The sequence below is a fragment of the Azospirillum sp. NS33 genome, assembly GCF_059703765.1.
The window spans coordinates 26,131-50,941 of the sequence record NZ_BAAKJB010000012.1 but is presented as its reverse complement, the minus strand read 5'-3'; the positions used below and the strand labels follow the sequence as shown (position 1 = coordinate 50,941).

24 protein-coding genes, 1 other RNA gene and 1 pseudogene are annotated in these 24,811 nt (G+C 74.1%); 17 read left to right on the top strand and 9 right to left on the bottom strand.

Annotated features, from left to right (window positions below):
* The first annotated feature begins 128 nt into the window (after positions 1-128).
* From AC6H2I_RS12540 to recR, 8 genes are all read left to right on the top strand, one after another.
* Positions 129-671, top strand: coding sequence for a c-type cytochrome (locus AC6H2I_RS12540; protein WP_497500975.1), 543 nt, complete (start codon positions 129-131; stop codon positions 669-671).
* A gap of 168 nt (positions 672-839) precedes the next feature.
* The gene (ihfB, locus tag AC6H2I_RS12535; protein ID WP_497500974.1) at positions 840-1,121 is read left to right on the top strand and encodes an integration host factor subunit beta; all 282 of its coding nucleotides are present in this window, start codon (positions 840-842) and stop codon (positions 1,119-1,121) included.
* A gap of 86 nt (positions 1,122-1,207) precedes the next feature.
* Positions 1,208-1,630: a lipopolysaccharide assembly protein LapA domain-containing protein gene (locus AC6H2I_RS12530; protein WP_497500973.1), complete on the top strand. Its 423-nt coding sequence runs from the start codon at positions 1,208-1,210 to the stop codon at positions 1,628-1,630.
* Between the two features lie 101 nt (positions 1,631-1,731).
* Entirely contained in the window at positions 1,732-2,688 is a 957-nt protein-coding gene (gene lhpI, locus AC6H2I_RS12525; RefSeq protein WP_497500972.1) for a bifunctional Delta(1)-pyrroline-2-carboxylate/Delta(1)-piperideine-2-carboxylate reductase, read from the top strand.
* 67 nt (positions 2,689-2,755) lie between these two features.
* An RNA gene (gene ffs / locus AC6H2I_RS12520) (signal recognition particle sRNA small type) lies at positions 2,756-2,853 on the top strand.
* Between the two features lie 108 nt (positions 2,854-2,961).
* Entirely contained in the window at positions 2,962-4,956 is a 1,995-nt protein-coding gene (locus AC6H2I_RS12515; protein ID WP_497500971.1) for a DNA polymerase III subunit gamma/tau, read from the top strand.
* Positions 4,957-4,959: 3 nt separating this feature from the next.
* Positions 4,960-5,283 (top strand): YbaB/EbfC family nucleoid-associated protein, encoded by a 324-nt coding sequence (locus AC6H2I_RS12510; protein WP_497500970.1) that lies wholly within the window; start codon positions 4,960-4,962, stop codon positions 5,281-5,283.
* A 61-nt stretch (positions 5,284-5,344) separates the two neighbouring features.
* A complete protein-coding gene (recR, locus tag AC6H2I_RS12505) occupies positions 5,345-5,938 on the top strand; it encodes a recombination mediator RecR (protein WP_497500969.1) in 594 nt (197 codons plus the stop codon).
* A gap of 18 nt (positions 5,939-5,956) precedes the next feature.
* Here recR and AC6H2I_RS12500 read toward each other — a convergent pair whose 3' ends face one another.
* From AC6H2I_RS12500 to AC6H2I_RS12480, 5 genes are all read right to left on the bottom strand, one after another.
* Entirely contained in the window at positions 5,957-6,724 is a 768-nt protein-coding gene (locus AC6H2I_RS12500; RefSeq protein WP_497500968.1) for a methyltransferase domain-containing protein, read from the bottom strand.
* A gap of 23 nt (positions 6,725-6,747) precedes the next feature.
* Positions 6,748-6,984: a hypothetical protein gene (locus AC6H2I_RS12495; protein ID WP_497500967.1), complete on the bottom strand. Its 237-nt coding sequence runs from the start codon at positions 6,982-6,984 to the stop codon at positions 6,748-6,750.
* A gap of 85 nt (positions 6,985-7,069) precedes the next feature.
* Positions 7,070-8,494 carry a sensor histidine kinase gene (locus AC6H2I_RS12490; RefSeq protein ID WP_497500966.1) on the bottom strand — a complete coding sequence of 475 codons (1,425 nt, stop codon included), beginning with the start codon at positions 8,492-8,494 and terminating at the stop codon, positions 7,070-7,072.
* Positions 8,495-8,539: 45 nt separating this feature from the next.
* Positions 8,540-9,958, bottom strand: a complete 1,419-nt coding sequence (locus AC6H2I_RS12485) for a dihydrolipoyl dehydrogenase family protein (RefSeq protein WP_497500965.1) — start codon at positions 9,956-9,958, stop codon at positions 8,540-8,542.
* The gene (locus AC6H2I_RS12480) at positions 9,955-10,686 is read right to left on the bottom strand and encodes a TVP38/TMEM64 family protein (protein WP_497500964.1); all 732 of its coding nucleotides are present in this window, start codon (positions 10,684-10,686) and stop codon (positions 9,955-9,957) included. The genes AC6H2I_RS12485 and AC6H2I_RS12480 overlap by 4 nt, the downstream gene beginning before the upstream one ends.
* A 195-nt stretch (positions 10,687-10,881) precedes the next feature.
* Between AC6H2I_RS12480 and rfaE1 the strand changes: the two genes are divergently transcribed.
* The 3 genes from rfaE1 to AC6H2I_RS12465 all read left to right on the top strand — a co-directional run bounded on the left by rfaE1 (position 10,882) and on the right by AC6H2I_RS12465 (position 14,485).
* Entirely contained in the window at positions 10,882-12,336 is a 1,455-nt protein-coding gene (gene rfaE1, locus AC6H2I_RS12475) for a D-glycero-beta-D-manno-heptose-7-phosphate kinase (RefSeq protein ID WP_497500963.1), read from the top strand.
* 26 nt (positions 12,337-12,362) lie between these two features.
* Complete coding sequence (locus AC6H2I_RS12470; RefSeq protein WP_497500962.1) at positions 12,363-13,262, top strand: alpha/beta fold hydrolase; 900 nt, start codon at positions 12,363-12,365, stop codon at positions 13,260-13,262.
* A 131-nt stretch (positions 13,263-13,393) separates the two neighbouring features.
* Positions 13,394-14,485, top strand: coding sequence for a calcium-binding protein (locus AC6H2I_RS12465; RefSeq protein WP_497500961.1), 1,092 nt, complete (start codon positions 13,394-13,396; stop codon positions 14,483-14,485).
* Here AC6H2I_RS12465 and AC6H2I_RS12460 read toward each other — a convergent pair.
* Positions 14,476-15,702: a hypothetical protein gene (locus AC6H2I_RS12460; RefSeq protein WP_497500960.1), complete on the bottom strand. Its 1,227-nt coding sequence runs from the start codon at positions 15,700-15,702 to the stop codon at positions 14,476-14,478. The two genes, AC6H2I_RS12465 and AC6H2I_RS12460, sit on opposite strands and share 10 nt — an antisense overlap.
* 224 nt (positions 15,703-15,926) lie before the next feature.
* On the opposite strand from AC6H2I_RS12460, the gene AC6H2I_RS12455 reads away from it, so the two are divergent.
* The 6 genes from AC6H2I_RS12455 (at position 15,927) to AC6H2I_RS12430 (ending at position 20,763) form a co-directional block, all read left to right on the top strand.
* Positions 15,927-16,826: an NAD(+)--dinitrogen-reductase ADP-D-ribosyltransferase gene (locus tag AC6H2I_RS12455; RefSeq protein WP_497500959.1), complete on the top strand. Its 900-nt coding sequence runs from the start codon at positions 15,927-15,929 to the stop codon at positions 16,824-16,826.
* A 42-nt stretch (positions 16,827-16,868) separates the two neighbouring features.
* Positions 16,869-17,774 carry an ADP-ribosyl-[dinitrogen reductase] hydrolase gene (gene draG, locus AC6H2I_RS12450; RefSeq protein WP_497500958.1) on the top strand — a complete coding sequence of 302 codons (906 nt, stop codon included), beginning with the start codon at positions 16,869-16,871 and terminating at the stop codon, positions 17,772-17,774.
* Positions 17,767-18,231, top strand: a complete 465-nt coding sequence (locus AC6H2I_RS12445) for an ArsC/Spx/MgsR family protein (protein WP_497500957.1) — start codon at positions 17,767-17,769, stop codon at positions 18,229-18,231. Before draG ends, AC6H2I_RS12445 begins: the two co-directional genes overlap by 8 nt.
* A 97-nt stretch (positions 18,232-18,328) precedes the next feature.
* Positions 18,329-19,096: a class II glutamine amidotransferase gene (locus AC6H2I_RS12440; protein ID WP_497500956.1), complete on the top strand. Its 768-nt coding sequence runs from the start codon at positions 18,329-18,331 to the stop codon at positions 19,094-19,096.
* 92 nt (positions 19,097-19,188) lie between these two features.
* Entirely contained in the window at positions 19,189-20,262 is a 1,074-nt protein-coding gene (locus AC6H2I_RS12435; RefSeq protein WP_497500955.1) for a S1C family serine protease, read from the top strand.
* A gap of 258 nt (positions 20,263-20,520) precedes the next feature.
* A complete protein-coding gene (locus AC6H2I_RS12430) occupies positions 20,521-20,763 on the top strand; it encodes a hypothetical protein (protein WP_497500954.1) in 243 nt (80 codons plus the stop codon).
* Between the two features lie 58 nt (positions 20,764-20,821).
* Here the strand turns inward: AC6H2I_RS12430 and AC6H2I_RS12425 are convergent, their stop codons facing one another.
* The 3 genes and pseudogenes from AC6H2I_RS12425 to AC6H2I_RS12415 form a co-directional block, all read right to left on the bottom strand.
* Positions 20,822-21,433 (bottom strand): hypothetical protein, encoded by a 612-nt coding sequence (locus AC6H2I_RS12425; RefSeq protein ID WP_497500953.1) that lies wholly within the window; start codon positions 21,431-21,433, stop codon positions 20,822-20,824.
* A gap of 128 nt (positions 21,434-21,561) precedes the next feature.
* Positions 21,562-22,848 (bottom strand): annotated as a pseudogene (locus AC6H2I_RS12420) (MFS transporter); the annotation flags it as partial.
* Positions 22,842-24,803, bottom strand: coding sequence for a molybdopterin biosynthesis protein (locus tag AC6H2I_RS12415; protein WP_497500952.1), 1,962 nt, complete (start codon positions 24,801-24,803; stop codon positions 22,842-22,844). The gene AC6H2I_RS12415 and the pseudogene AC6H2I_RS12420, both read right to left, overlap by 7 nt.
* Between the last annotated feature and the right edge of the window lie 8 nt (positions 24,804-24,811).

Below are 24,811 nucleotides of genomic sequence, written 5' to 3'. Positions count from 1 at the left end.
CTCGCGGCGGCACCCTCATCCGCGTGGTGGAAGCGGTTCCGTCGGCGGATGACAAGCCCGGCGCGGCGGGCTAATGTGCCGCACCGTCGAGGGACCGTGACAAAAAATCTGAAGGGATAGAGGCTGAGATGACGGGGATGGAGTTCAACAAGATTTTCGGCGCGGTGCTGCTGGCCGGGCTCATCGCCATGCTGACCGGCTTCGTGTCGCGAGTCCTCGTGCACCCGCACGAACTGGAGGAGCCGGCCTTCGCCGTGGCACCCATCGATGGCGGTGACGCACCGGCCGCCGCCGAGGAGCCCGCCGGCCCGGCGCCGATCGCGCCGCTGCTCGCCGCCGCCGATCCGGCCGCCGGCGAGAAGGGCGTCAAGGCCTGCGCCGCCTGCCACAGCTTCGAGAGCGGCGGCGCCAACAAGGTCGGCCCGAACCTCTACGGCGTCGTCGGCACCGAGATCGGCCACCACGCCGCCGGCTTCAGCTACTCCGACGCGCTGGCCGGCCATGGCGGCACGTGGGACTACGAGGCGCTGAACCACTTCCTCTACAGCCCGAAGGCGTTCGCGCCGGGCACCAAGATGACCTTCGCCGGCATCAAGAAGGACCAGGACCGGGCGAACGTCATCGCCTACCTGCGTTCCCTGAACGACAACCCGCCGCCGCTGCCCCAGTGACGCCACGGGCCGCCATCCCGCCCGCCCGCTCCGGGGCGTGGCGGGAAAGCGGTTTCTGCTGAACGGGTTAACGCATGGCCGACTTGACGGCGGCCGCCGCTTTTTGGCACGATTCCGCCAAGCGCACGGATGCAACCCGTGCCGACTCGAGGGGGGATCCCGGCCGCCATGACCAAGTCCGAGTTGATCCAGAGGCTCGCGGAACGCAATCCGCACCTCTACCAGCGTGACATCGAAAAGATCGTGGGCACCATCTTCGACGAGATCGGCGATGCGCTGTCCCGTGGCGACCGGGTGGAACTTCGCGGCTTCGGCGCGTTTTCCGTAAAGCGGCGCGACGCCCGCACCGGGCGCAACCCGCGCACCGGCGAGTCCGTCGATGTGGGCGAGAAATACGTGCCCTTCTTCAAGACCGGCAAGCAGCTGCGCGAGCGACTCAACACCGACTGACCGCACCGACTGACCGCACCGACCGACCGCACACCGGCCGACCGCGCGGCCGCGGCCGGCCCGGACGAACTGGCAAGGACACCCCCGTGCGCCATCTCACCTGGATCGTCACCGTTCCGATCGCCATCATCGCCGTGCTGTTCGCCGTCTCCAACCGGGAGACGGTCGTCTTCACCCTGTGGCCGACCCCCTTCTCGCTGGAGGCGCCGCTGTACCTGGCGACCCTGGTGGCTCTGGTGGTCGGCTTCCTGGCCGGCGGCGCCATCGCCTGGGCGGGACAGGGGCGCAATCGCCGCAAGGCGCGCGTCCAGACCGATCGGGCGCACTATCTCGAGCGTGACCTGCGGGAGGCCCAGGCCCGTCTGGCCGCGGCGGAGAAGCGGGTCGCCGAACTGACGCAGCCCGTGTCGGGCCAGCCGCGCACGGCCACCGCCACGGCCACCGCCACGGCGCCGGGCGCCGCCGCCCTGCCGGCGCCGGCCACCGCGGCGCAGCCCACCGTCCACTGATGTGACGCCGCTGTGAGGGCGCCCGGCCGGCTGGCCGTCCCGGCGCCCCACCGACCGGCGGCCGGTCCGCGACGGGCCGGCGCCGACCAGGGAGGGGTCCCATGCGCACCGTGACCGGCGCCGAACTGCGCACCGTGCTCGACATCCGCATGCTCATCGAACGGCTCCGGCAGACCTTCCGCGCCGGTGTCGAGGTGCCGCTGCGCCATCACCACACGGTGCCGACCTACGGCGAGCGCGACGCGACCCTGCTGCTGATGCCGGCCTGGCAGACCGGCCGCAACATCGGCATCAAGGTGGTCACCGTGTTTCCCGACAACGCCGCCCAGGACCTGCCCGCGGTGCAGGGCGTCTACCTTCTGATGGACGGCAAGACCGGCGTGCCGCAGGCGCTGATCGACGGCGCCGCCCTGACCAAGCGGCGCACCGCCGCCGCCTCGGCGCTGGCCGCGTCCTACCTCGCGCGGCCGGATTCCGACCGCCTGCTGGTGGTCGGCACCGGCGCCCTGGCCCCGGAGCTGATCGAGGCCCACGCCAAGGTCCTGCCGCTGCGCCACGTGCTGGTGTGGGGCCGCGACCCCGACAAGGCCCGGCGCGTGGTCGCCCGCTTCCATCGGCCCAAGTTCCGGGTCGAGGCGACCGACGACCTGGAGGGGGCGGTGCGGGGCGCCCATGTGGTGTCCTGCGCCACCCTGGCCCGGGAGCCGCTGATCAAGGGCGACTGGCTGCAGCCGGGCCAGCACCTGGACCTGGTCGGCGGCTTCACCCCGGAGATGCGGGAGGCCGACGACGACTGCATCCGCCGGGCCCGCATCTTCGTCGACACCCGCGAGGGCGCCTGCACGGAGGCCGGCGACATCGCCCAGCCCCTCAAATCCGGGGTGCTGCGCCCCGACGACATCGCCGGCGACCTGTTCGACCTGACCCGCGGCGAACGGGCGGGACGGCGCTTCTACGATCAGATCACCCTCTTCAAGTCGGTCGGCACGGCGCTGGAAGACCTCGCCGCCGCCCAGCTCGCCGTCGAGATGGTGCTGCACAACGACACCATCCGCTAGGCCCGGGGCGACGCCGGACGGACGTTTCGCCTTGCAATGCCCGGCCGGGGTGTCGATATTGGGGTCGGGTGGTTGGCGACGGACGGGTCCCTCGCCAACCCGGTCAGGTCCGGAAGGAAGCAGCCGCAACGAGTTCAGGCTCGGGTCGTTCGTCCAGCCACCCACCCCATCCTCTCCCCGCCAGTCCCTTCCGCCCGACGGAACACGCGACAGCGCCGACCGGTGCCGCTATGCTGCGCGCCGTCGACCCGCCGCAGTTCCGGATATGCCCGCGTGACCGACCAGACCGTCGCCGACAGCGTCGCCCCGCCGCCCGAGGCCAGCCCGCAGGACACCGCCGCCGGTCGCCGGCGCGGCGCGGGCATGGACTACCGGGTGCTGGCCCGCAAGTACCGTCCGACCTCGTTCAAGGAGCTGATCGGCCAGGACGCGCTGGTGCGCACCCTGACCAACGCGGTGGCGTCCGGGCGCATCGCCCAGGCCTTCATGCTGACCGGCGTGCGCGGGGTCGGCAAGACGACCACGGCGCGCATCATCGCCCGCGCCCTGAACTGCACCGGCCCCGACGGCACCGGCGGGCCGACGGTGGAGCCGTGCGGCGTGTGCGACAGCTGCCGCGCCATCGCCGAGGACCGCCACGTCGACGTCATCGAAATGGACGCGGCCTCCCACACCGGCGTCGACGACATGCGCGAGATCATCGACGGCGTGCGCTACGCCCCGGTGGCCGCGCGCTACAAGCTCTACATCGTCGACGAGGTCCACATGCTCTCCAAGAGCGCGTTCAACGCGCTCCTGAAGACGCTGGAGGAGCCGCCGAGCCACGTGAAGTTCGTCTTCGCCACCACCGAGATCCGCAAGGTCCCGGTGACGGTGCTGTCGCGGTGCCAGCGCTTCGACCTGCGCCGCGTCGACGGGCAGGTGCTGAAGGACCATTTCACCCGCGTCACCGCCGCCGAGGGCGCCACCATCGAGCCCGACGCCGCGGCCCTGATCGCGCGGGCCGCCGACGGGTCGGTGCGCGACGGGCTGTCGCTGCTGGACCAGGCGATCGCCCTGGGCAGCGGCGCCGTCACCATGGTGCAGGTCCGCGACATGCTGGGCCTGGCCGACCGCGAGCGGATCATCGACCTGTTCGAGACCGCCCTGACCGGCCGGCCGGCCGACGCGCTGGACATCCTGGCCGACCTGCACCGGGTCGGCGCGGACCCCGTGGTGATCCTGCAGGACCTGCTCGACCTCGTCCACAGCCTGACCCGGCTGAAGGTGGTCCCGGCCACCGCCGCCGATCCGTCCTTGCCCGAGGCCGAGCGCACCCGTGGCGGCGCGCTGGCCGGGCGGCTCGGCATGCCGGCGCTGACCCGCGCCTGGCAGCTCCTGCTCAAGGGATTGGGCGAGGTGCAGATGGCCCCGGTGCCGCAGCAGGCGCTGGAGATGGTGATCGTCCGCCTCGCCTACGCCGCCGATCTGCCGACCCCGGGCGAACTGGTGCGGCAGATGCAGAACGCGGCCGCGTCCGGCGGCCCCGGTGGTGGGCCCGGCGGCGGTGGCGGGTCCAGAGGTGGGCCGGCTGGCCCGTCCGGGGCACCGCAGAGCGGGCCGGCGGGCGGCGGTGGCCCCGTCGCGCTGGGCGGTGGTGCCCGCACGATGGCGGCTGTCGCCGGCCCCGCATCCGGCTCCGCATCCGGGGGGGTGGCCGGGGCGGCGGCCCACGCCGTGTCGCGCGCGCCGGAGCCCGCGGCGCGCGCCCCCGAGCCGGTTCCCAACGACGGGCGCGCGGCGATGCCGCGCGACTTCCGCGCCCTGGTCCAGCTCTTCGCCGATCACCGCGAGGGCACGCTCTACGGCCACCTCTACGGCGCCGTCCATGTGGTGCGGATGGAGCCGGGGCGACTGGTTCTGCGCCCGCGCCCGGCGGCCCCGGCGAACCTCGCCAACCGGGTCGGGCAGCTGCTCAGCGAATGGACGGGGGCGCGCTGGGTCGTGGTGGTCAGCGACGCCGCCGGCCAGCCGACGCTGGCCGACCAGGATCAGGAATCCCGCCAGCGCGCCCAGGCCGAGGCCGAGGCCAACCCGCTGGTCCGCGCCGTGCTCGACGCCTTTCCCGGCGCCCGCATCGCCGACATCCGCGACCTCGCCGCGACGGTCGCGGCGGAGGCCGCGGCGGAGGCCGTCGTGCCCGCGGTTGCGGAAGCCGGCGGCGATGACGATCTCACCCAGGACGACGAGGCGGTCTTCTACCCGCTCGATGACGAAGGAGAGTACTAAGCCATGAAGAACATCGGCCAGATGATGAAGCAGGCCCAGCAGATGCAGGCCAAGATGCAGGAAATGCAGCAGAAGCTGGCCGACATCGAGGTGTCCGGGCAGGCCGGGGCCGGCATGGTCAGCGTCACCGTCAACGGCAAGGGCGACATGAAGAAGGTCAAGCTCGACAAGACCATCGTCGATCCGGAGGACACGGAGATGCTGGAAGACCTGATCGTTGCGGCCTTCAACGACGCCAAGACCAAGGCCGAGGCCATGGCGGCGGAGGAGACCAACAAGCTGATGGGCGGGTTGAAGCTGCCGCCCGGCATGAAGCTGCCGTTCTGACCGCCGGCCCCCTCGTCCGGCGCGGGCGAGGGGGCACCGTCCCTCCGAGAACATCCCACCCATGGTCGGACCCGAAATCGAGCGGCTGATCCAGCTCCTGGCACGGCTGCCGGGGCTGGGGCCGCGGTCGGCGCGGCGCGCGGCGCTGCTGCTCCTGAAACGCCGCGACGGGCTGCTGATCCCGCTGTCCGAGGCGATGGCGGTGGCGGCCGAGGCGGTGTGCACCTGCAGCGTCTGCGGCAACCTGGACACCCGCGACCCCTGCACCGTGTGCGCCGATCCGCAGCGCGACCGCTCGATCATCTGCGTCGTCGAGGACCCGGGCGACCTCTGGGCGCTCGAACGCTCGCGCGCCTTCTCCGGCGTCTACCACGTGCTGGGCGGCACCCTGTCGGCGCTGCAGGGCGTCGGGCCGGACGACCTGGCCATCGCCGGCCTGGCCGAGCGCGCCTCCCGGCCCGAGGTGCGCGAGGTGATCCTGGCCCTGAACGCCACCGTCGACGGCCAGACCACCGCCCATGTCGTCATCGACCGCCTGGCCGGCGCCGACGTGGCGGTGTCGCGCCTCGCCCACGGCGTGCCGGTGGGCGGCGAACTGGACTACCTCGACGACGGCACGCTGACGGCGGCGCTGCGGGCGCGCCGGCCGTTGTGATCGCGCCCCCGGGGGCGGTCAGGGTTGGGCGACGATGAACAGGCGGCGGAACGGGAACAGGGTGATGCCGTCGCCGCGCCGCGGGTAGGCCTGCGCCAGCCGCGCCTGATAGGCCGCGAGGAAGGCGGCCCGCTCGGCCTCGTCGGCCAGGGCGTCCATCACGGGCAGCAGCGCGGTGCCCCGGGTCCATTCCAGCACCGGCCGCTCGCCCTCCAGGGGCTGCAGGTACTCGGTCTCCCACACGTCGACGCGCCGGGCGAGCCGGCCCAGCAGGTCGAAGTAGACGGCCGGCGGGTGCACCGGGGCGGGGCGCAGCACGGGCGCCAGCCGGTCGGCCCAGGGGCCGTGGCACGCCGTGTCGTGGAGCAGGGTGTGGGACGGCGCGTCGAAGTTGCGCGGCATCTGCACCGCCAGTGCGCCGCCCGGCGCCACCCCGGCCATCAGCCGGGGGAACAGGCGGGCGTGGTCGTCCAGCCAGTGCAGCGCGGCGTTGGAGATCAGAAGGTCGACCGGCGCGTCCGGCCGCCAGTCGCGCAGGTCGGCCTCGACCCAGGCCACCGGCGAGCGGGTCGCGGCGGCGCGCGCCAGCATCTCCGGCGACCCGTCGACGCCGGTCACCGCCGCGTCCGGCCAGCGCTCCGCCAGCGCCCGCGCCAGCTGCCCGGCGCCGCAGCCGAGGTCGACGACGCGGCGGGGCCGCAGCGGCGGCAGGGCGTTCACCAGGTCGTGCGCCGGCCGGCGGCGCAGCGCCTCGAACCGGCCGTACTGATCGGGATCCCAGGTCACCGCCGCGCCCCCGTCCGGCCGCATTAGTGGGTGGGTGTGCCGCTCGTGTCCGCCGCGGCCTGGCGCTTGCGGGCGTTCGCGGCGTCGACCGCGTTGTAGTGGCGGTGGATCGCCAGGAACAGGTAGCCGACGCACAGCAACGTCACCAGCCAGCCGCCGTAGTAGAAGGCCTCGTCCGCCGCGTTGGCGGCCGCAAACAAGCCGAAGAGCGCGAGCAGCACGACCACCCCCGCGGTGATCCACGAACCGACACCTTGCACGTCCCGTTCCTTTCCTGTGACTCCGTCGGGCCGCCCCGTCCGGGGGCCCGGGCGGCGCCGAGTGTGGGGGAAGCCCCGGCGGGAATCAATGCGCGGCGTTCGCGGCTCCGGCCGGAAGGTCAAGGGCAAATGTGGTGCCAGCGGCGGTGCTTTCGACCAGCGACAAATCGCCGCCGTGGGCCCGTGCGATCTCCCGGGCGATCGACAGACCGAGGCCGGTTCCGCCGGCGCGGGCCGAGCCGGAGAACGGCTGGAACAGGTTCTCCCGCGCCCGCGGCGGCAGGCCGGGCCCGGTGTCGGTCATCAGGATCGCGACTCGGGGACCCCCGGTCTCGGCGACCACGGTGACCGCCCCGGCCCCGGCCTGCACCGCGTTGCGCCCCAGGTTGACCAGGGCCCGGGCCAGCTGGTCCCGGTCGGCCAGCGCCCGCAACCCGGTCGGCACCCGGTTGATCCAGCGCGCCCCCGGCGTGCTGCCGTCCGCCGGCGCGCCGTCGGCGCGCAGCGTGTCCAGCACCTCCTGGCCCACCTCGTCGACCAGGGCGTGCAGGTCGACGGGGGCGGGGTGCACCGCCAGCACGCCGTCGCGGGTGTAGGACAGGGTCTGCCCGCACAGGGCGACGGCACGGTCGAGCGCCGCGACGAGGCGCGGCGTCACCCGGCGCACCTCGGGATCGGAGCTTTCCGCCAGATGCTCCGACAGCAGCGAGGCGGTGGCGAGGATGCCGCGCAGGTCGTGGTTGATCTTGGTCACCGCGGTGCCCAGCGCGGCCAGCCGCTCGCGCTGGTGCAGGGCGCCGCGCAGGGCCACCTGCATCTCCACCAGCTCGCGCTGGGCGACGCCGATCTCGTCGGTGCGCCCGTCGGAGGCGAAGGCCGGGACGGCGCGCTCCGGATCGCGGCGAAAGCCCACCATGCTGGCGGTCAGCCGGCGCATCGGCCGCACCAGAAGCCCGGTGAGCGACAGGTAGACCAGCCCCGCCGTGATCAGCGAAATGACCACGGAGAGGGCGAGGATGCGCCCGGAGAACTCGTGCATGGCCATGATCAGCGGCCGCTCGTCCAGGGTGACCTCGACCGTCAGCGCCGGGTCCTTGGGCGAGCGGTCGATCACCTTGATCACGCGGTTGCCCGGCCGGGCCATCGCGGCGAAGGCGTCGGCGACCAGCGACACGGTGGTGGCCTCGCGCAGGTCGACCACCGCGTCCACCATCGGCGGCATGGTGGTGGACAGCATGTAGACCCGGCTGTCCGGCTGCACCAGGTCGATGGCATGGGCCCCGACATGGGCCAGCAGCTTGGCCTCCAGCGGCGCCGTCACCATGCGGTCCGGCGCCGCCTCCACCGCCAGCGCGGCGAGATGCGCGGCGGCCAGGCGCTCCTGCAGGTAGGTGAGGCGGAAGCGGGCGATCGAGGGGGTGTAGATCAGCACCTCGGCCAGCATGACGAACAGCACCGTCAGCACCAGGAGCTTGGCCGAAAGGCTGCGGGTCAGCGGCGGCAGGGTCATGGTGGGCGCCGCTCCGGGGTTGGGGGCTGTCGGGCGCAGTCTAGGCTACCCGAAGCGCCGGAGGAAGCGCACCAGGCGCCGCGTGCGCTCACCGAACAGGGCCGCCTCGAACCAGCCGCCGGCGGCCCGTTTGCCGGCCTCGGCCAGGGTCGGGTAGGGCAGCAGGAGCTGGGCCACGTCGTGCACCCGCATTCCCTTGCCCACGGCGAGGCACCACAGGGCGGCCTGCTCGCCGGCGTGGGCGCCGGCGATGGAGACGCCCAGCAGCCGGCCGCGGCGCCCCACCACCAGCTTGACCAGCCCCTCCGGGGTGCCCTCGGCGCGGGCCCGGTCGTTGTCGGCGAAGGGCCAGCGCAGCGCGGTCACGGCGTCGCCGTGGGCGGCCCGCGCCGCCGCTTCGGTCAGGCCGACCTGGGCCAGCTCGGGGTCGGTGTAGGTGACCCAGGGCAGCGCCGGCGTGTCGGCCAGGGCCGGCCAGCGGAACAGGGCGTTGCGCACGACGATGCCCGCCTGGTGGCCGGCCACATGGGTGAAGGCGGGGCCGCCGGTGACGTCGCCGATCGCGTAGACCCGGCGGTTGGCGGTGCGCAGGCGGCGGTCGACCACCACGCCGCGCGGCCCGATGGCGATCCCCGCCGCCTCCAGCCCCAGGCCGTCGACGGCGGCGCGGCGCCCCGCGGCGACCAGCAGATGGGAGCCTTCCAGCCGCCGCCCGTCGTCGAGGACGCAGACCACGCCGCCGCCGGCGCCGGACTCGACCCGCGCCACGCCGTGGCCCTCCACCAGGGTCACGCCGTCCGCCGCCAGGCTGCGGCGCACCACCGCCACCAGCTCCGGGTCGTCGCGGGGCAGCAGGCTCTCCCTCTCCACCAGGGTGACCCGGGCGCCCAGGCGGCGGTGGGCCTGGGCCATCTCGGCGCCGACCGGGCCGCCGCCCAGCACGATCAGGTGGGTGGGCGCCAGGGGGGCCGCGAACAGGGTCTCGTTGGTCAGGAAGGGGACGCCGTCCAGACCGGGGATCGGCGGCGCCAGGGGGTGCGACCCGGTGGCCAGCACGAAGCGCCGGGCGCGCACCCGCACCCCGTCCGCCTCCACCGCGTCCTGGCCGGTGAAGCGGGCGTGGCCGGCGATCACCCGCACCCCCAGCCCCTCGAACCGGTCCCGGCTGTCGTGGGGGGCGATGGCGTCGATGGCGCCGCGGACATGGCCGTGGACCGCGGCGGCGTCCACCGTCGGTGGCGGCGCGACGACGCCGAAGCGGCCGGCGGTGCGCACGGTGTGGGCCGCCTTGGCGGCGGCCAACAGCGCCTTCGACGGCACGCAGCCGGTGTTGAGGCAGTCGCCGCCCATGGCGCCGCGCTCGATCAGCACGGTGTCGACCCCCAGGCGCGCCGCGGTGGCCGCCACCGACAGGCCGCCGGGCCCGGCGCCGATGATGCAGAGGTCGCAGTGGAGGTCCGTCACGGCACCCTCCGCAGGCGGCGCGCGGCCACCGGCACCAGCGCCAGCGCCGCCAGCCCGAGCAGCGGCAGCAGCACCTCCGGCGCGAAGATCATGCCGAGGTCCGGGGTGCCGCCGGCGTCGAGAACGGCGCCCAGCCCGTTGCCGACGGACGCGTACACCACCGCCCCGGGGATGATGCCGACCAGGGTGGCCAGGGCGTAGGTGCCCAGCGGCACGCCCAGGAAGGCCGGCACCAGATTGACCAGCCAGAAGGGGAACAGCGGCACCAGGCGCAGGAACAGGGTGTAGCTGAACGCGTGGTCGCGGAAGCCCGCCTCCAGCCGGCCGATCCACGGCGCCGCGCGGCGGCGCAGCAGGCCGCCCAGCGCCGTGCGGGCGGCCAGGAACACGGCGACGGCGCCGAGCGTCGCCCCGGCGACCGCGGCCGCCGCGGCCAGCGCCGTGCCGAACAGGAACCCGCCCGCCAGGGTCAGCACCGTGGCCCCGGGCACGGAGAACGCCACCGCCAGCGCGTACGCCGCCACGTACGCGACGACGGCCAGCGCCCCGTTGGCGGCGACGAAGGCGGTCAGCGCGCCGCGCGAGCGGGCCAGCGCGTCGAGGCTGACCACCTCGTTGAGGCCCAGCGCGAAGAACGCGGCGAAACCGGCGGCCAGCACGGCCACCGGCGCCAGGCGCTTCCACGGCGCCGGCGGCGGGTCGGCGGGGGCGCGGTCGGCCATGGCCATGGCGGGCTCCTCGGCGGGGGGCGTTTGCAATCCCCCAACAGGTAGTCCGCGCCCCCGCTCACCCGCCAGTCACCTTGCCGTGAAGGGGGCGGCGGGCGGGCGGCGGGCGGGCGCGCTCCGAGGCCCGCCGGGGCTGCATTGCTGCGGCCCGAGAACGGCCGTTGTGCCGAGTCGGGACTGTTGATAAGAAGCGGCATGAGCGACCTTGCCCGCCACATCGAGGCGTTGTCGTCGGCGCGCGTGCTGTGCGTCGGCGACGTCATGCTCGACCGTTTCATCTATGGCGCCGTCGACCGGGTGTCGCCGGAAGCGCCGATCCCGGTGCTGCGCATCGAGCGGGAAAGCGCGATGCTGGGCGGCGCCGGCAACGTCGCCGCCAACCTCACCGCGCTGGGCGCGCTGTGCCGGTTCGTCTCGGTGGTCGGCGACGACGCGGCGGGCAGCGAGGTGCGGCACCTGGTGGCCATGGAGACCGGGGACAACGCCGGGATCGTGGCCGAGCCGGGGCGCCAGACCACCGTCAAGACCCGCTTCATCGCCGGGCGCCAGCAGCTGCTGCGCGCCGACGCCGAGGCCGTGGTGGCGGTGAACCCGTTGTGGTGCGACAGCCTGCACGGCGCGGTGCGCGAGGGGCTGGCCGATGTCGGCGCGGTGGTGCTCTCCGACTACGGCAAGGGCGTGCTGTCGGACGCCCTGGTGGCCGAGGCTATCGCCGCGGCGCGCCGCGCCGGGCTGCCGGTGGTGGTCGACCCCAAGGGCGCCGACTACCGGCGCTACCGCGGCGCCTCCGTGCTCACCCCCAACCGCAAGGAACTGACCCAGGCGACGGGCATGCCGTCCGACAGCGACGGCGAGGTGGCGGCCGCCTGCGCCCACCTGATCGCGACCTGCGGCGTCGACGCCGTCGTCGCCACCCGCTCGGAGCGGGGCATGACCGTGGTCACCCGCGACGGCGCCGTCGCCCATCTCGCCGCCGAGGCGCGCGAGGTCTACGACGTGTCCGGCGCCGGCGACACGGTGGTGGCCACCCTGACCGCGGCGCTGGCCGCCGGGGTGGCGCTGGAGGACGCCGCCCGCGTCGCCAACCTGGCCGCCGGCATCGTCGTCGGCAAGGTCGGCACCGCCGTCGTGCGGGCGCCGGAGCTGCTGGGCGCCCTGCACGCGCAGGAATGGCGCCACGGCGAGTGCAAGGTGGTGACCCGCGAGGAGGCGGTCGAACGCCTTGCCCGCTGGAAGATGCGCGGCAAGCGGGTGGGCTTCACCAACGGCTGCTTCGACCTGCTGCACCCCGGCCACGTGTCGCTGCTGGCCCAGGCCAAGGCCGGCTGCGACCTGCTGGTGGTCGGCCTGAACAGCGACGATTCGGTGCGCCGCCTGAAGGGGGAGACCCGGCCGGTGCAGGCCGAATCCGCGCGCGCCACGGTGCTGGCGTCGCTGAGCTCGGTCGATCTGGTGGTGATCTTCGACGAGGACACCCCCGAACAGCTCATCCGCACCCTGCGTCCCGACGTCCTGGTGAAGGGGGCGGACTACCGGGTCGACCAGGTGGTCGGCGCCGGGTTCGTGCAGAGCTACGGCGGCCGGGTGCTGCTGGCCGACCTGGTGGCCGGCCAGAGCACGACCAACACCATCAAGCGCCTGAAGGGCTGACGCCGGCCCGTCGCGGGAGGCCGACCATGACGCAGGACCTGATGCCGGGATTCGCGGCGCGCCGCATCGCCACCGGCGGGCCGGCGATCCATGCCGTGGTGGGCGGCGCCGGGCCGCCGCTGCTGCTGCTGCACGGCTTTCCCCAGAGCCATGTCATGTGGCACCGGGTGGCGCCGGCGCTGGCCCGCCGCTTCACCGTGGTGGCGGCCGACCTGCGCGGCTATGGGGCGTCGGACAAGCCGCCCGGGGACGCCACCCACGCCGCCTACGCCAAGCGCGCCATGGCCCTGGACCAGGTGGCGGTGATGGCGGCGCTGGGGTTCGCGCGGTTCGCGGTGGTCGGCCACGACCGCGGTGCCCGGGTCGCGCACCGGATGGCGCTCGACCATCCCGACCGCGTCGTCCGCCTCGCCCTGCTCGACATCGTGCCGACGCTGGAGGTCTTCGAGCGGATCGACCAGGCGATGGCGACCGCCTACTACCACTGGTTCTTCCTGATCCAGCCCGGCGGCCTGCCCGAGCGCCTGATCGGCGGTGATCCGGATGCCTACCTGGACCGCACCCTGGGCTCCTGGGGTGGCGGCGCCGGGGCGTTCGCGCCCGAGGCCGTCGCCGCCTACCGCCAGGCCTTCGGCGATCCCGCCACCGTGCACGCGATGTGCGAGGACTACCGCGCCGCCGCCACCATCGACCTGGAGCACGACCGCGCCGACCGTGCGGCGGGGCGGCGCGTCGCCTGCCCGACCCTGGCGCTGTGGGGGGCCGACAGCGTCGTCGGGCGGGGCTATGCCGACCCACTGGCCCTGTGGCGGGCGTACGCGCCGAGCGCCGAGGGGGGCGCGCTGCCCGGCGGGCATTTCCTGGCGGAGGAGAGTCCGGACGCCACCGCGGCGGCGCTGCTCGCCTTTTTGGGAGAGGGAGGCTAGCCGGTCGGCGACGCGCCCTCACCGAACGTACGGCCGGGCCGGATTTTGGTCAGACACCGCCTCAGGTCACAGAGGGTTAACGATGCGTTAAGGCACACTCCGCGGGCATCAACAGCAGCGGAGCGCGTCCCATGGCCCTCGCAACCGGTCTCTCCACCACCGCCGACTACCTCGAGACCCGCGCCGACGGCGGCTTCGTCTGGGGTGTGAGCTACGACCTGGGATTCGACGGGGCGGCCTTCCTGGTGACCACCCGGATCGACCTGGACGGCGACGATCCCGGCGGGCTCGCGGACACCTGGGAGACGGGCATCGAGGACATCTGGAGCGGCAAGATGGGCCTCACCGACGGTGTGGACGTCTTCCCCATCGCCGTCGACGTCCAGTTCGTCGAGGCCGGCGCCCACCACACCGTCACCGTCCACGACCGCCTGGGCCGCGACGATCTGCACAACTGGTACACCGACACCGCCTGGGGGGCGTCCTACCAGGACGCGTTGGCGGCACACGAGTTCGGTCACATGGTCGGCATGTTCGACGAGTACGCCGGCGGCGCCACCTACCACGGCGTCACCACCACGGGCACGCTGATGTCGGACCTGACGCCCACGGTGACGGAGGGCTATTTCTGGTCGGTCGACCACTTCGCGGAAGCCCTGTACGGGCGCACGCTGACGGTGATCGACGCCGCCAGTGTCGCCGCCCCGCCGCAACCGGAGCCGCAGCCAGAGCCTGGCCGCTTCGTGGCGGGCGGCGGCGGGGCGGACACGCTGAGCGCCGGCAGCGGCGACGACAGCGTGCGCGGCTATGGCGGCGACGACGGGCTGTGGGGACTGGCCGGCGACGACACCCTGAAGGGCGAGGGCGGGCGCGACACCCTTCATGGCGGGGCCGGCGACGACAGCATGCACGGCGGGGCCGGCGCCGACCGGATCCACGGCGACTCCGGCGACGACATCTTGTGGGGCAGCCCGGGCGACGACACGCTGAGCGGCGGGGAGGGCGCGGACTGGTTCACGTACACCCCCGGCAGCGGCCACGACGTCATCACCGATTTCCGCGCGGCCGACGGGGACCGCATCCAGCTCGCCGCCGGTCAGACCCATCGGGTGGTCGACGGCTCGGCCACCGACGCGGTGGTCGACCTGGGCGGCGGCGATCGCGTCACCCTGGAGGGGGTCGCGCGGCACGCCGTGCAGGACGGCTGGTTCGTCTACGCCTGATCCTCGCCCAGCGCCTGGCGCGCCGCCTCCAGCCGTTCGGCCAGGGCGGCGTGGACATGGCGGCGGTTCATCCCGGCCACCAGCTCGGCCAGGGCGTCGCCCCGGACCACCAGCGAGCGCACGGCGGCGTGGGTGCCGGGGCGCACCGGCAGCGCCTCGACCACCGCGTCGGACAGCCGGCGCGCCAGCATGGTGCTCTGCAGGACGATCAGGGCCTCCAGCTCGTCGAGCGCCGGCGGCCGGGCCTCGTGGCCGAGACGGGCGCAGAACTGGTGCAGCCAGCGCATCTTGCCGGCCATGGTGGCGAACACGGCGTCGTCGAAATCCGGCTCGGTCAGCATGCGCCGCAGCAGCTCCAGGATGGCGTGGGCCAGGCGGGTGCCCGCCTCGACGAACTCCTCCAGGGCGGTCTCGTCCATCAGCGGCACGAAATGGGTGCGCTCCTCCTCCTCCCCGGCCAGGGCGTCGAGGATGCGCAGGGACACCACGATCACGCTGTCGACGCCGGCGATCTCCGGCAGGCCGATGCGCAGGATCTCCGCCTCGTCGGTGGCCAGCAGGCCGCGCAGCACGGTGGCGGCGTGGCGGAGCGCCAGGCGGGCGCTGCGCCGCGACTGGAACGCCGCCTCCTCGGTGGCGCTGTGGCGCAGCCCCGCCGACTCGATGACCATCCGCAGCGCCTCCAGGCGCATCAGGGTGCGCGACAGCGCGCCGACCAGCCCGGGCTGGGCGGCCGCCTCGTCGGGGTCCAGGGTCATGCGGGCCAGCGGGGCGACCAGCCCCCGGCATTCCAGGGCGACCGCATCCACCACGTCCTCCAGATGCAGGCGGCCGGCGCCGCGCAGGGCGTCGGACAGGGCGCGCATGGCGGTGACGACCTCCATGGTCACCGGCAGCCCGTCGGTGGTCGCGGCCACCCACTCCTCGGCGTCCTCCTCGGCGCCGCGGCCGACCAGGCGGTCCAGCAGGTGGCGGCGGCAGGCCGGCAGCAGGACGTCCAGCAGCACCGGGGCGGCGTGGCGCACCACGACCTCGGCGACGCGGTCCTGGGGCAGCCCGTCCAGCACCGGCTGCACCGCGGGCCGCCCGCGTTCGACGATGCGCCGGCGGTAGGGCGCGAGCACGGCGAGCAGCGCCCGGCCCTGCGCCGCGTCCAGCGGGGGGCGCAGCAGGGCGGCGGCGCGGATGGCGTCGCGCACCTCGTGAACGGCGCGCACCCGCCGGCCGCCCGGCCGCGGGCGGGATCCGCCCGGCGGCGGCGGCCCGCCGCCGGCGCCGCCGGTCGCCGGTGGGGAGGATGGCGTGGTCATGCCCGATGATGAACACGCCGCCGCGTCCGCCGCAACGCCCGCCGCGCGGGCGGGCGCCGGAGGCGGCGTGCGCACGGTCTGGCGCCGGCCGGCGTTTGCCGTTATTCCTTATTCCGAATGGGGGAATGGGCATGGCCGATGGGGCGGGGCGGGGGGCCGGTGGCGGGGTGGTGCGGGATGTCCGGGGACGCCCCGCCGAGGCGGACTCGCCGCTGGCCCTGCGCGGGCATCGCACCAACCGGGTCGGCGTGCCGAGCGAGGTGCTCGCCTCCGTCGCCTTCAACGCGCAGCCGCGCAGCCTGCGCATTCACGGCACCCGCGGCGCCCACGCCGCCCTGTTCGAGATGCTGGACGAGGCGCCCGACGAAACCGTCGCGGCGGCGGTGTTCCAGCGCCACCTCGCCGAGACCTTCGGCCTGAACCCCGATTTTTCCGGGGCGGAGGGGCGCGACGGGCGGCGCCGCTACCGCGCCAGCTACCTGCGGCTGCTCAAGGGGTGGATGTTCGATTCCAACGGGGCCGAAGGGGCGGTGCTGAAGGGATGGGTGGAAAGCCGCTTCGGCCTGCTTCCCACCCACCACGGCGCGCCGCTCCGCCGGTTTTCCTCGCCGGCCTGGCAGCGCTACGCCGAGCAGAAGGTCACCAGCCGTTTCCACAACAACAACATCCACCTGCAGCTCGACCTGCTGTACGAGTACGCCCAGTGGTGGATGCGGCGGGGCTGGCCCGGCGCGCCGATGCCCGCCGCCACCCAGGCCATGCGCCTCTACCGTGGCGTGAACGACTTCGCCGAGCATGTCGTCCTGGAGCGGCCGGACCGGAGCAGCGCCGTGCTGCGCCTCAACAACCTGTCCTCCTTTTCGGTCGACCGGGACATCGCCAGCCAGTTCGGCGACCACATCCTGGAGGCCTGGGTGCCGACGGTGAAGATCCTGTTCTTCCGCGAGCTGCTGCCCCGCTACCCCTTCCAGGGGGAGGGCGAGTATCTGGTGGTCGGCGGCGACTACCGCGTCACGGTGTCGCTGTTCTGACGCCGCGCCGCATTGCGGCGCGATCCTTGCACAGTGGCGGGCATGATCGATCCGCTGCTCCATTCCCGTGCGCTCGGCGCCTATCTCGGCTTTGCCTGCGGCGACGCCCTGGGCGCCACTGTCGAGTTCCTGACAAGGGGCGAGATCGCGCACCAGTTCGGTGTCCACAAACACCTCAAGGGCGGCGGGTGGCTGCGCCTCCAGCCGGGACAGGTGACCGACGACACGGAGATGTCGCTCCACCTCGGCCGCGCCATCCTGGCCGGCCCGGACTGGGACGTGCGCCGTGCCGCCGGGGAGTTCGCGGCCTGGCTGAAGGGCGTGCCGGTGGATGTCGGGGACACCACGCGGCGCGGCATCCGCCGCTTCATCATGCACGGCACGCTGGAGGAGGCGCCGGGCGAGTACCTCGGCGGCAACGGCGCCCTCATGCGCAACCTGCCGGTGGCCCTGGCCACCCTCGGCGATGCGGCGGCGATGCGCACGTGGAGCCTGGAGCAGGCCCACATCACCCACAACCACCCCCTGGCCGACGCGGCGACGGTGTCCTTCGCCGCCATGGTCCAGGCCCTGCTCCTGGGCGGCGGGGTGAAGGCGGTGCGCGACCTCGCCAACGCCCTGGTGGCCGAGCACCGCGCCTTCCGGTTCGAGCCGTACCGCAACCTCTCCACCGCCTACGTCGTCGACACCGTGCAAACGGTGCTGCACCACTACTTCCAGTCCGACGACGTCGAATCCTGCGTGGTCGGGACGGTGAACCAGGGCGGCGACGCCGATACCACGGGCGCGCTCGCCGGCATGCTGGCCGGCGCCACCTACGGGGTGGCCAGCATCCCCGGGCGCTGGCTGCGCAAGCTCGACCCCGGGGTGCAGGCCGAGATCCGTGCCCAGGTGGACGGCCTGCTGGCCCGCGCGCCGCACGTCCGCGGCGGAGGCGGCCATGGCTGAGGTGGTGTTCTACGAGAAGCCGGGCTGCACCGGCAACGCGCGCCAGCGCCGCCTGCTGGAGGAGGCCGGCCACCGGCTGGAGGTGCGCGACCTGCTGGCCGCACCGTGGACGCGCGAGCGCCTGCGCCCCTATTTCGGACAGCGGCCGGTATCGGAGTGGTTCAACCGAGCGGCGCCGGCGGTGAAGGCCGGCCGGGTCGATCCCGACCGGCTCGACGCCGCCGCCGCCCTCGACCTGATGCTGGCCGACCCGCTGCTGATCCGCCGCCCGCTGATGCGGGTGGGCGGGGAGCGGCGCTGCGGCTTCGACGCCGCCGCCGTCGACGCCTGGATCGGGCTGGCCGGGCGCCCCGCCGGCCCGCTGGAGGGCTGCGCCCGCCCCGGCCTGCCGCCGTGCCCGGCACCGCCCGACCGCACCGCGCCAGGCGGCGACGGTGGCGGGGACCCGGGGGGCTGACCGCACCGCGCCGCGCTCCGGGCGCCTGGACTCGCCGGCCCATCTCCGGTAGGTGCTGCCTGGCGCGGCGGCGCCGGCTGGGGGAGGGACGCGGACCATGTGCGAACTGCTGGGCATGAGCGCCAACGTGCCCACCGACATCTGCTTCAGCTTCGCCGGGCTGATGAACCGCGGCGGGCGCACCGGCCCGCACCGCGACGGCTGGGGCATCGCCTTCTACGAGGGCAAGGGCTGCCGCACCTTCCACGACCCGCACCCGAGCTGCGACTCGGAGATCGCCCGGCTGGTGCGCGAGTACCCGATCAAGTCGCGGGTGGTGGTCTCGCACATCCGCCGCGCCAACCGCGGCCGGGTGACCCTGGAGAACACCCACCCCTTCACCCGCGAGCTGTGGGGGCGGGTCTGGACCTTCGCCCACAACGGCCAGCTCAAGGGGATCAAGCAGCGGCCGCTCGCCTTCTACCGTCCGGTCGGCACCACCGACAGCGAGCACGCCTTCTGCTGGCTGCTCGACCAGGTGCGCGCCCGCTGGCCCGAGCCGCCGCGCCGCGCCGCCGCCGTCACCGCGGCGGTGCGCGAGCTCGCGGCGGAGCTGGGCGGGCTCGGCGTCTTCAACATGCTGCTCGCCGACGGCCGGCACCTGTGGTGCCATTGCGCCACCAACCTGGCCTGGCTGACCCGCAGGGCGCCCTTCGGTCCGGCCACCCTGCTGGACGAGGACATGACCGTCGACTTCGAACGCGAGACCACACCGGACGACGTGGTCACCGTCGTCGCCACCCGGCCGCTCACCCGGGACGAACGCTGGACCGTGATGGGGCCGGGCGATACGGTGGTGTTCCGCGACGGCCTGGCGGTGGCATAGGCGCCCGCGCGGCCCGGCGGGGCGCGCCGTGAACCCTTCCGCCGCTCGGCCGTTGGATGGGTGGGAGCGCCGCAACACCAGGGAGACCCGCCATGGGCCGACGACTCGGCACCGCACTGCTCATCTGGGCACTGATGCTGGCCACCGCGTTCGTCGGCGAGCGGATCGTCCGCCTCTCCGTGGTGGTGGCCGACGATCCGCGCCCGGTGACGGCGCGTGGCGATCTGGCCGCGTTCGAGCAGCTGGGGCGGGCCGTGTTCGAGCGGGTGGCGCCGTCGGTGGTCTACGTCTACGCCCGGCGCGACGGCCCGGCGGGGGTGGTGGGCGAGGGGGCGGGCTCGGGTTTCGTCTGGGACGCCGCCGGCCACGTCGTCACCAACTTCCACGTGGTCGAGGGAGCCGGCCAGGTCGCCGTGCGCCTCGACACCGGCGCGGCGGTGCCGGCGCGTGTCGTCGGCACCGCCCCCCAGCTCGACCTCGCCGTCCTCCGCCTGCCCGAGGTGCCCGAGCCGCTGCGGCCGATCCCGGTGGGCACCGCGGAGGATCTGGCGGTGGGGCAGGCGGTGTTCGCCATCGGCAATCCGTTCGGCCTCAGCCGCAGCATGACCACCGGGATCGTCAGCGCGGTGGACCGCACCCTGCCGACCCTGCCCGGGCGGGAGGTGGCCGGTGTCATCCAGACCGACGCCGCCATCAACCCCGGCAACTCCGGCGGTCCGCTGCTCGATTCCGCCGGCCGGCTGGTCGGCGTCAACACCGCCATCCTGTCCGGGTCCGGGGCGTTCGCGGGCGTCGGCTTCGCCGTGCCGGTGGACCTTGTCAACGCGGCGGTGCCGCGCCTGATCCGCGACGGCCGGCTGCCGCTGGCCGGGCTGGGCGTCGCGGTGGCGCCGCCGGAAATCGCGGCTCGGCTCGGCGTGGTGGGCGTGATGGTGGCTTCGGTGCCGCCGGGCTCGGCCGCCGCCCGCGCCGGGCTGCGCGGCATCGGACCGGCCGGCCGGCGCCCCGGCGACGTCGTCACCCACGTGGGCGGCCGGCGCACCGAAACCCTGGCCGAGATGAGCCGCGCGCTCGAGGCCGCCGGCATCGGCAACGAGGCCGAACTCACGGTGTGGCGCGACGGGGAGACCCTGACCCTGCGCGTCCCGGTGATCGACCTGTCCTGAAGGGGCTTGGCCGCCGGCGCGCGGGCGTCGCGCCGGGCCGACGCAATGCGTCGTCTTGTGCCGCAATGCAGCAATATTGTTATCAATCAGCGCGCGCCAACGTGCGAAAATTGCCGCCCCTGCCAAAAAGTCCGATGGACTTGCGCGAAGGACTTATCCTATTTTGCCGAGCGGAGGCCGGGACCGGGCCGTCGCCGCAACGACCCGTTAAGCACCGCCCTGTACACTCACCGTTTCATCCCGCAGGGGACCTGGATGATGACCGACATGACGCACGATCGCATGCAGCGCGTGGACGACCTGACCGCCGACGAGGGCGCCGCCATCGTTCAGGCCTACGACAGCGCCGTCGCCAGCGACACCCACGAGGAGGCGTTCGCGCTGGCCTCCGACATGCTCCAGCGGCTGCGCCCGGAGATGCCGTCCGTTCTGGTCGCCATTGAGCTGGAGATGCTGCTCGCCTTCGCGCCGGCCGAAGCCGCCGCCGTCCAATACGCCTGAACGGCCGGGAGCCGCCGCGCTTCCAGCCCCGCCGGCGCCACCGCCAGGGCCGTCCGCCTCACCGCCGCTTCAGAAACATGCGGGTGAGCATGGCGACCATGGTGACGGGGCGGCTCGGAACCAGGTCGAAATCATAGGCCATGCCGCCGATCGAATCGGCGCCGCGGTCGTGGGCCGCGCGGTCGCGCGCGCGCAGCGGGAACGTCAGCACCTCCGCGCAGGCCAGGGGGATCGCGTCGACCGAGGCGACCGTGTCGTCGTCATCCTCGGCCGGCTCGCCGTCGGCCGCCAGCGCCGGGGCGTCCCGATCGGCGCCGCGCCCGCCGCCCGCCGCACCAGGGTCGTTGGCGGGGAGCGCGGCGGGCAGCGGCATCGTGCCGATGATCGGCGCGTCGTTGGCGGGCAGCGTGGTGGGCGCCCCGCCGGGCACCGCCACCGCGAGGGCCCCCGCGATGGTGGCGCCCGGATCGGACGGCGCCTCGCCGGCGCGGCGCGGCAGCATCATCCCCGTGGCCAGCCGGGCAAACAGGACGGCGGGGTGGCGCGTGCGCGACGCACCGTCGGTGCCGTGCCCGTCGCCGCCGAATCCGTCGCGGTGCCCCGGCCCCGCGGTGCGGGCGAGCGCTTCGTTGATTCGCGCGAACGCCTCGATGTCCTTGATGTGAAGCATGAGCCGGTGGTCCTGGCTGAGGTGCCGTGCGGGAGCGTGCCCGTGCCGGAGATGTTTCATTGTGCACCGCAGCAAAGGAGATTTCCAGGGGGAATTCACACTCCTCTCTACCGCGCAACTGTTACATTTTATCGCGCGGGCTCGCGAACGGTGAGCATCAAGACCAGCCCCAAGGCAAAAAAGACCAGAATGGAGGCCATCCCGGCCCGCTGGCTGGCGAACGCCTCGGTGGCGAGGCCCAGCGCCAGCGGCCCGAAGAAGCCGACGACCCGGCCGGACAGATTGTACAGGCCGAACATTTCCGCCTGCATCGCCGGCGGGGCGAGGCGGGCCATCATCGACCGTCCCGCCGCCTGGGCCGGGCCGAAGAAGAAGCCGATGCCCAGCGCCAGCACCCAGAACCAGGCCTTCTCGGTGGCCAGCAGCAGCGGCACGCCGGCGACCATCAGCCCGGCGACGCTGATGACGATGGTCTTCTTGGAGCCGATCCAGTCGTCGATCCAGGCGAAGCCGATCGCCCCGCCGCCGGCCACCACGTTGAGGGCGATGGCGAAGACGACGATCTCCTCGAAGGTCATGCCGAAGGTGCCGGCGGCGTAGAGGCCGCCGAACGCGGTGATGGTGTTGATGCCGTCGCGGTAGAACGCGCTGGCGATCAGGAAGCGCAGGATCTGCGTGTATTTGCGGACCTCCGCCACGGTGCGGCGCAGGGTCGCCAGCCCCTCGCGCACCGCCGCCCCGAGGCGCCGGCCGGTGGGCGGGGTGTCGGGCACCCACACGAACAGGGGCAGCGCGAACACCCCGTACCACACCGCCACCAGCAGCGCCGTGGCCCGCACATTGGCCTGGTCCTCGCTGGAGACCAGCCCGAACAGCGGTGCCTCGGCCTGGACGAAGGCGAACAGCGCCACCACCAGGCAGGCCAGGCCGCCGAAATAGCCGGTGCCCCAGCCCCAGCCGGACACCCGGCCCAGCATGGCGGGCGGCGCGATCGCCGGGAGCATGGCGTTGTAGAAGACGTTGGCCAGCTCGAAGGCGATGGTCGCCGCCGCCACCAGGACCAGGGCGGTGACGGTCCAGGACGGGTCGGGGCGCACCCACCACAGCGCCGTGGTGCAGGCGACGCAGAGCGCGGTCAGCACGGCCAGCCAGGGCTTGCGCCGGCCGGCCCGGTCGGCGATGGCGCCCAGCACCGGGCTCAGCACGGCGATGGTCACCCCGGCCACCGCCATGGCCCGGCTCCACGCCGCGGTGCCCGCCACCTCGTCGGCGGCCACCGCGCGCATGAAGTAGACGCTGAAGATGAAGGTGGAGATGACCGTGTTGAAGGCGGACATCGCCCAGTCATAGAGGCACCAGGCGGCGACGGCGCGGCGGTCGGGGGGGATCACGCGGGCGGGCTCCCGTGTCAGCGCCGGAAGCCCAGGCCGGCCAGCACGGTGCCGACCTCCGGGTCTTCGAGGGCGGCGAGGAAACGCTGCACCGCCGGCCGCTCCAGGCGGTCGCGCGGCACGACGAAGTCGTAGTGCTCGTCCTGCAGCGGCAGGAATCCCAGGCCATAGAGGCGGGCGACGCCGTCGATGGCGACGCCCCAGTCGGCGCGCCCCTGGGCCACCGCCGCGGCGACGGCGTTGTGGGACTTGGCCTGGGTCCAGTAGCCGGTGGGGCGGGCGGCGCCGAGCACCCGGTCGGCGAGGATGCGGGTGCCGCTGCCGGCGTTGCGGTTGATCATGATGCAGGCGGGGTCGGCCGCGGCGTCGGCCGCCGCCTCCCCGGCCGCGCGGCCGGCGAAGCGGGCGTCGCCGGCCTGGAAGACGATGCCCTGCATGCGGCGGTAACCGGGCACCAGCTCCAGCCCGTCGCTCAGGAAGGGACGGTTGTAGGCGCCGCTGGCGGGGTCCATCAGGTGCACCGGGGCGACGTCGCATTCGCCGCGCCGGGCCGCGCCGAGCCCGCCCATGGACCCGACGTTCAGCGCCTTGACGGTGAGCCCGCCCTGGATCAGCCGACCCAGCACGGCGTCCAGCCCCAGGCAGTGGCTGCCGATGACGATGAGGTCGGCCGGTCCGGCGCTGCGGCCGATGAGCTGGACCGCCACCGGGCTGCCGGCCTCGACCGCCTCGGCCTGGGCGTCGACGGCGACGAAGCCGTCGGCGTGGCTGAAGGCGGTCACCGACCCCGACCCCTTGCTCAAGGGGTAGGCGGCCAGCGTGCCCGCGGCGCCGCGCACCAGGGAGACCATGACGTACTCCCGCCGCCCCCGCTCCGAGGCCACGCGCACCGGCAGGGTCGCCGCCACCGTCTCGCGCGCCGCCTCGGCCAGCCCGGCGAAGGCGCGGATCACCGGGGCCACGAACTCGTGGAAGGTGAAGGTGGCGGAGGTGGGAAAGCCCGGCAGGACGGCCACCGGGGTGCCGCCGCTGACCGCCAGGCACAGCGGCTTGCCCGGCTTCAGCGCCACCCCGTGGACCAGCACGCCGGGGGCGGCGAGGCCGCCGAGGATGCGGTGGGACAGGTCGCCCGCCCCCTTGGAGGTGCCGCCCGACAGCAGCAGCATGTCCTGCTCCAGCCCGATGGCGACCAGCCGCGACAGCGTCGCCTCGTCGTCGGGGGCGACGCCCAGGCGCACCGGCTCGCCGCCCAGCTCGCGCACCGCGGCGGCGAGGATGGCGCCGTTGCTGTCGTAGACCGCGCCCGGCCGGATCGGCTCGCCGGGCGGCACGATCTCGTCGCCGGTGGACAGGATGGCGACGCGCGGCCGCCGCCACGCCCGAACGGTTCCCGCGCCGATGGCGGCGAGCACGCCGATCTCCCGCGAGGTCAGCGCCTGCCCCTTGCGCAGCACCGTCTCGCCGCGCCCGATGTCGGACCCGGCGGCGGCGATGAACTGGCCCGGCACCGCGGGCTTGCGGATCTCGACCCGCAGCTCGCCCCCGTCGTCGCCGGCCAGCTCGGTCTGCTCCACCATCACCACGGCGTCGGCGCCGCGCGGCACCACGCCGCCGGTGGCGATCACCGTCGCGGTGCCGGCCGCCACGGCCAAGGCAGGCACCGCGCCGGCGGCCAGCACCTCGGCGTTGAGGGTGAGGGTGACCGGCCGGTCCTCGGCGGCGCCGACGGTGTCGGCGGCGCGCACGGCGATGCCGTCGACCGAGGAGCGGTCGAAGCCCGGCACGTCGACCCCGGCCACCACGTCCTCGGCCAGGACGCGGCCCAGGGCGGCGTCCAGCGCGACCGTCTCCGCCCCCAGCGGCGCCAGCACCAGGTGGGCGGCGAAGCGCCGCCACGCCTCGTCCTTGTCGAGGACGGTGAGGAACTGCTCCTGCCGGGCGGCGCGGGACACGAACCGGCGGACGTCGTCGTTGGACACGGTGCGGA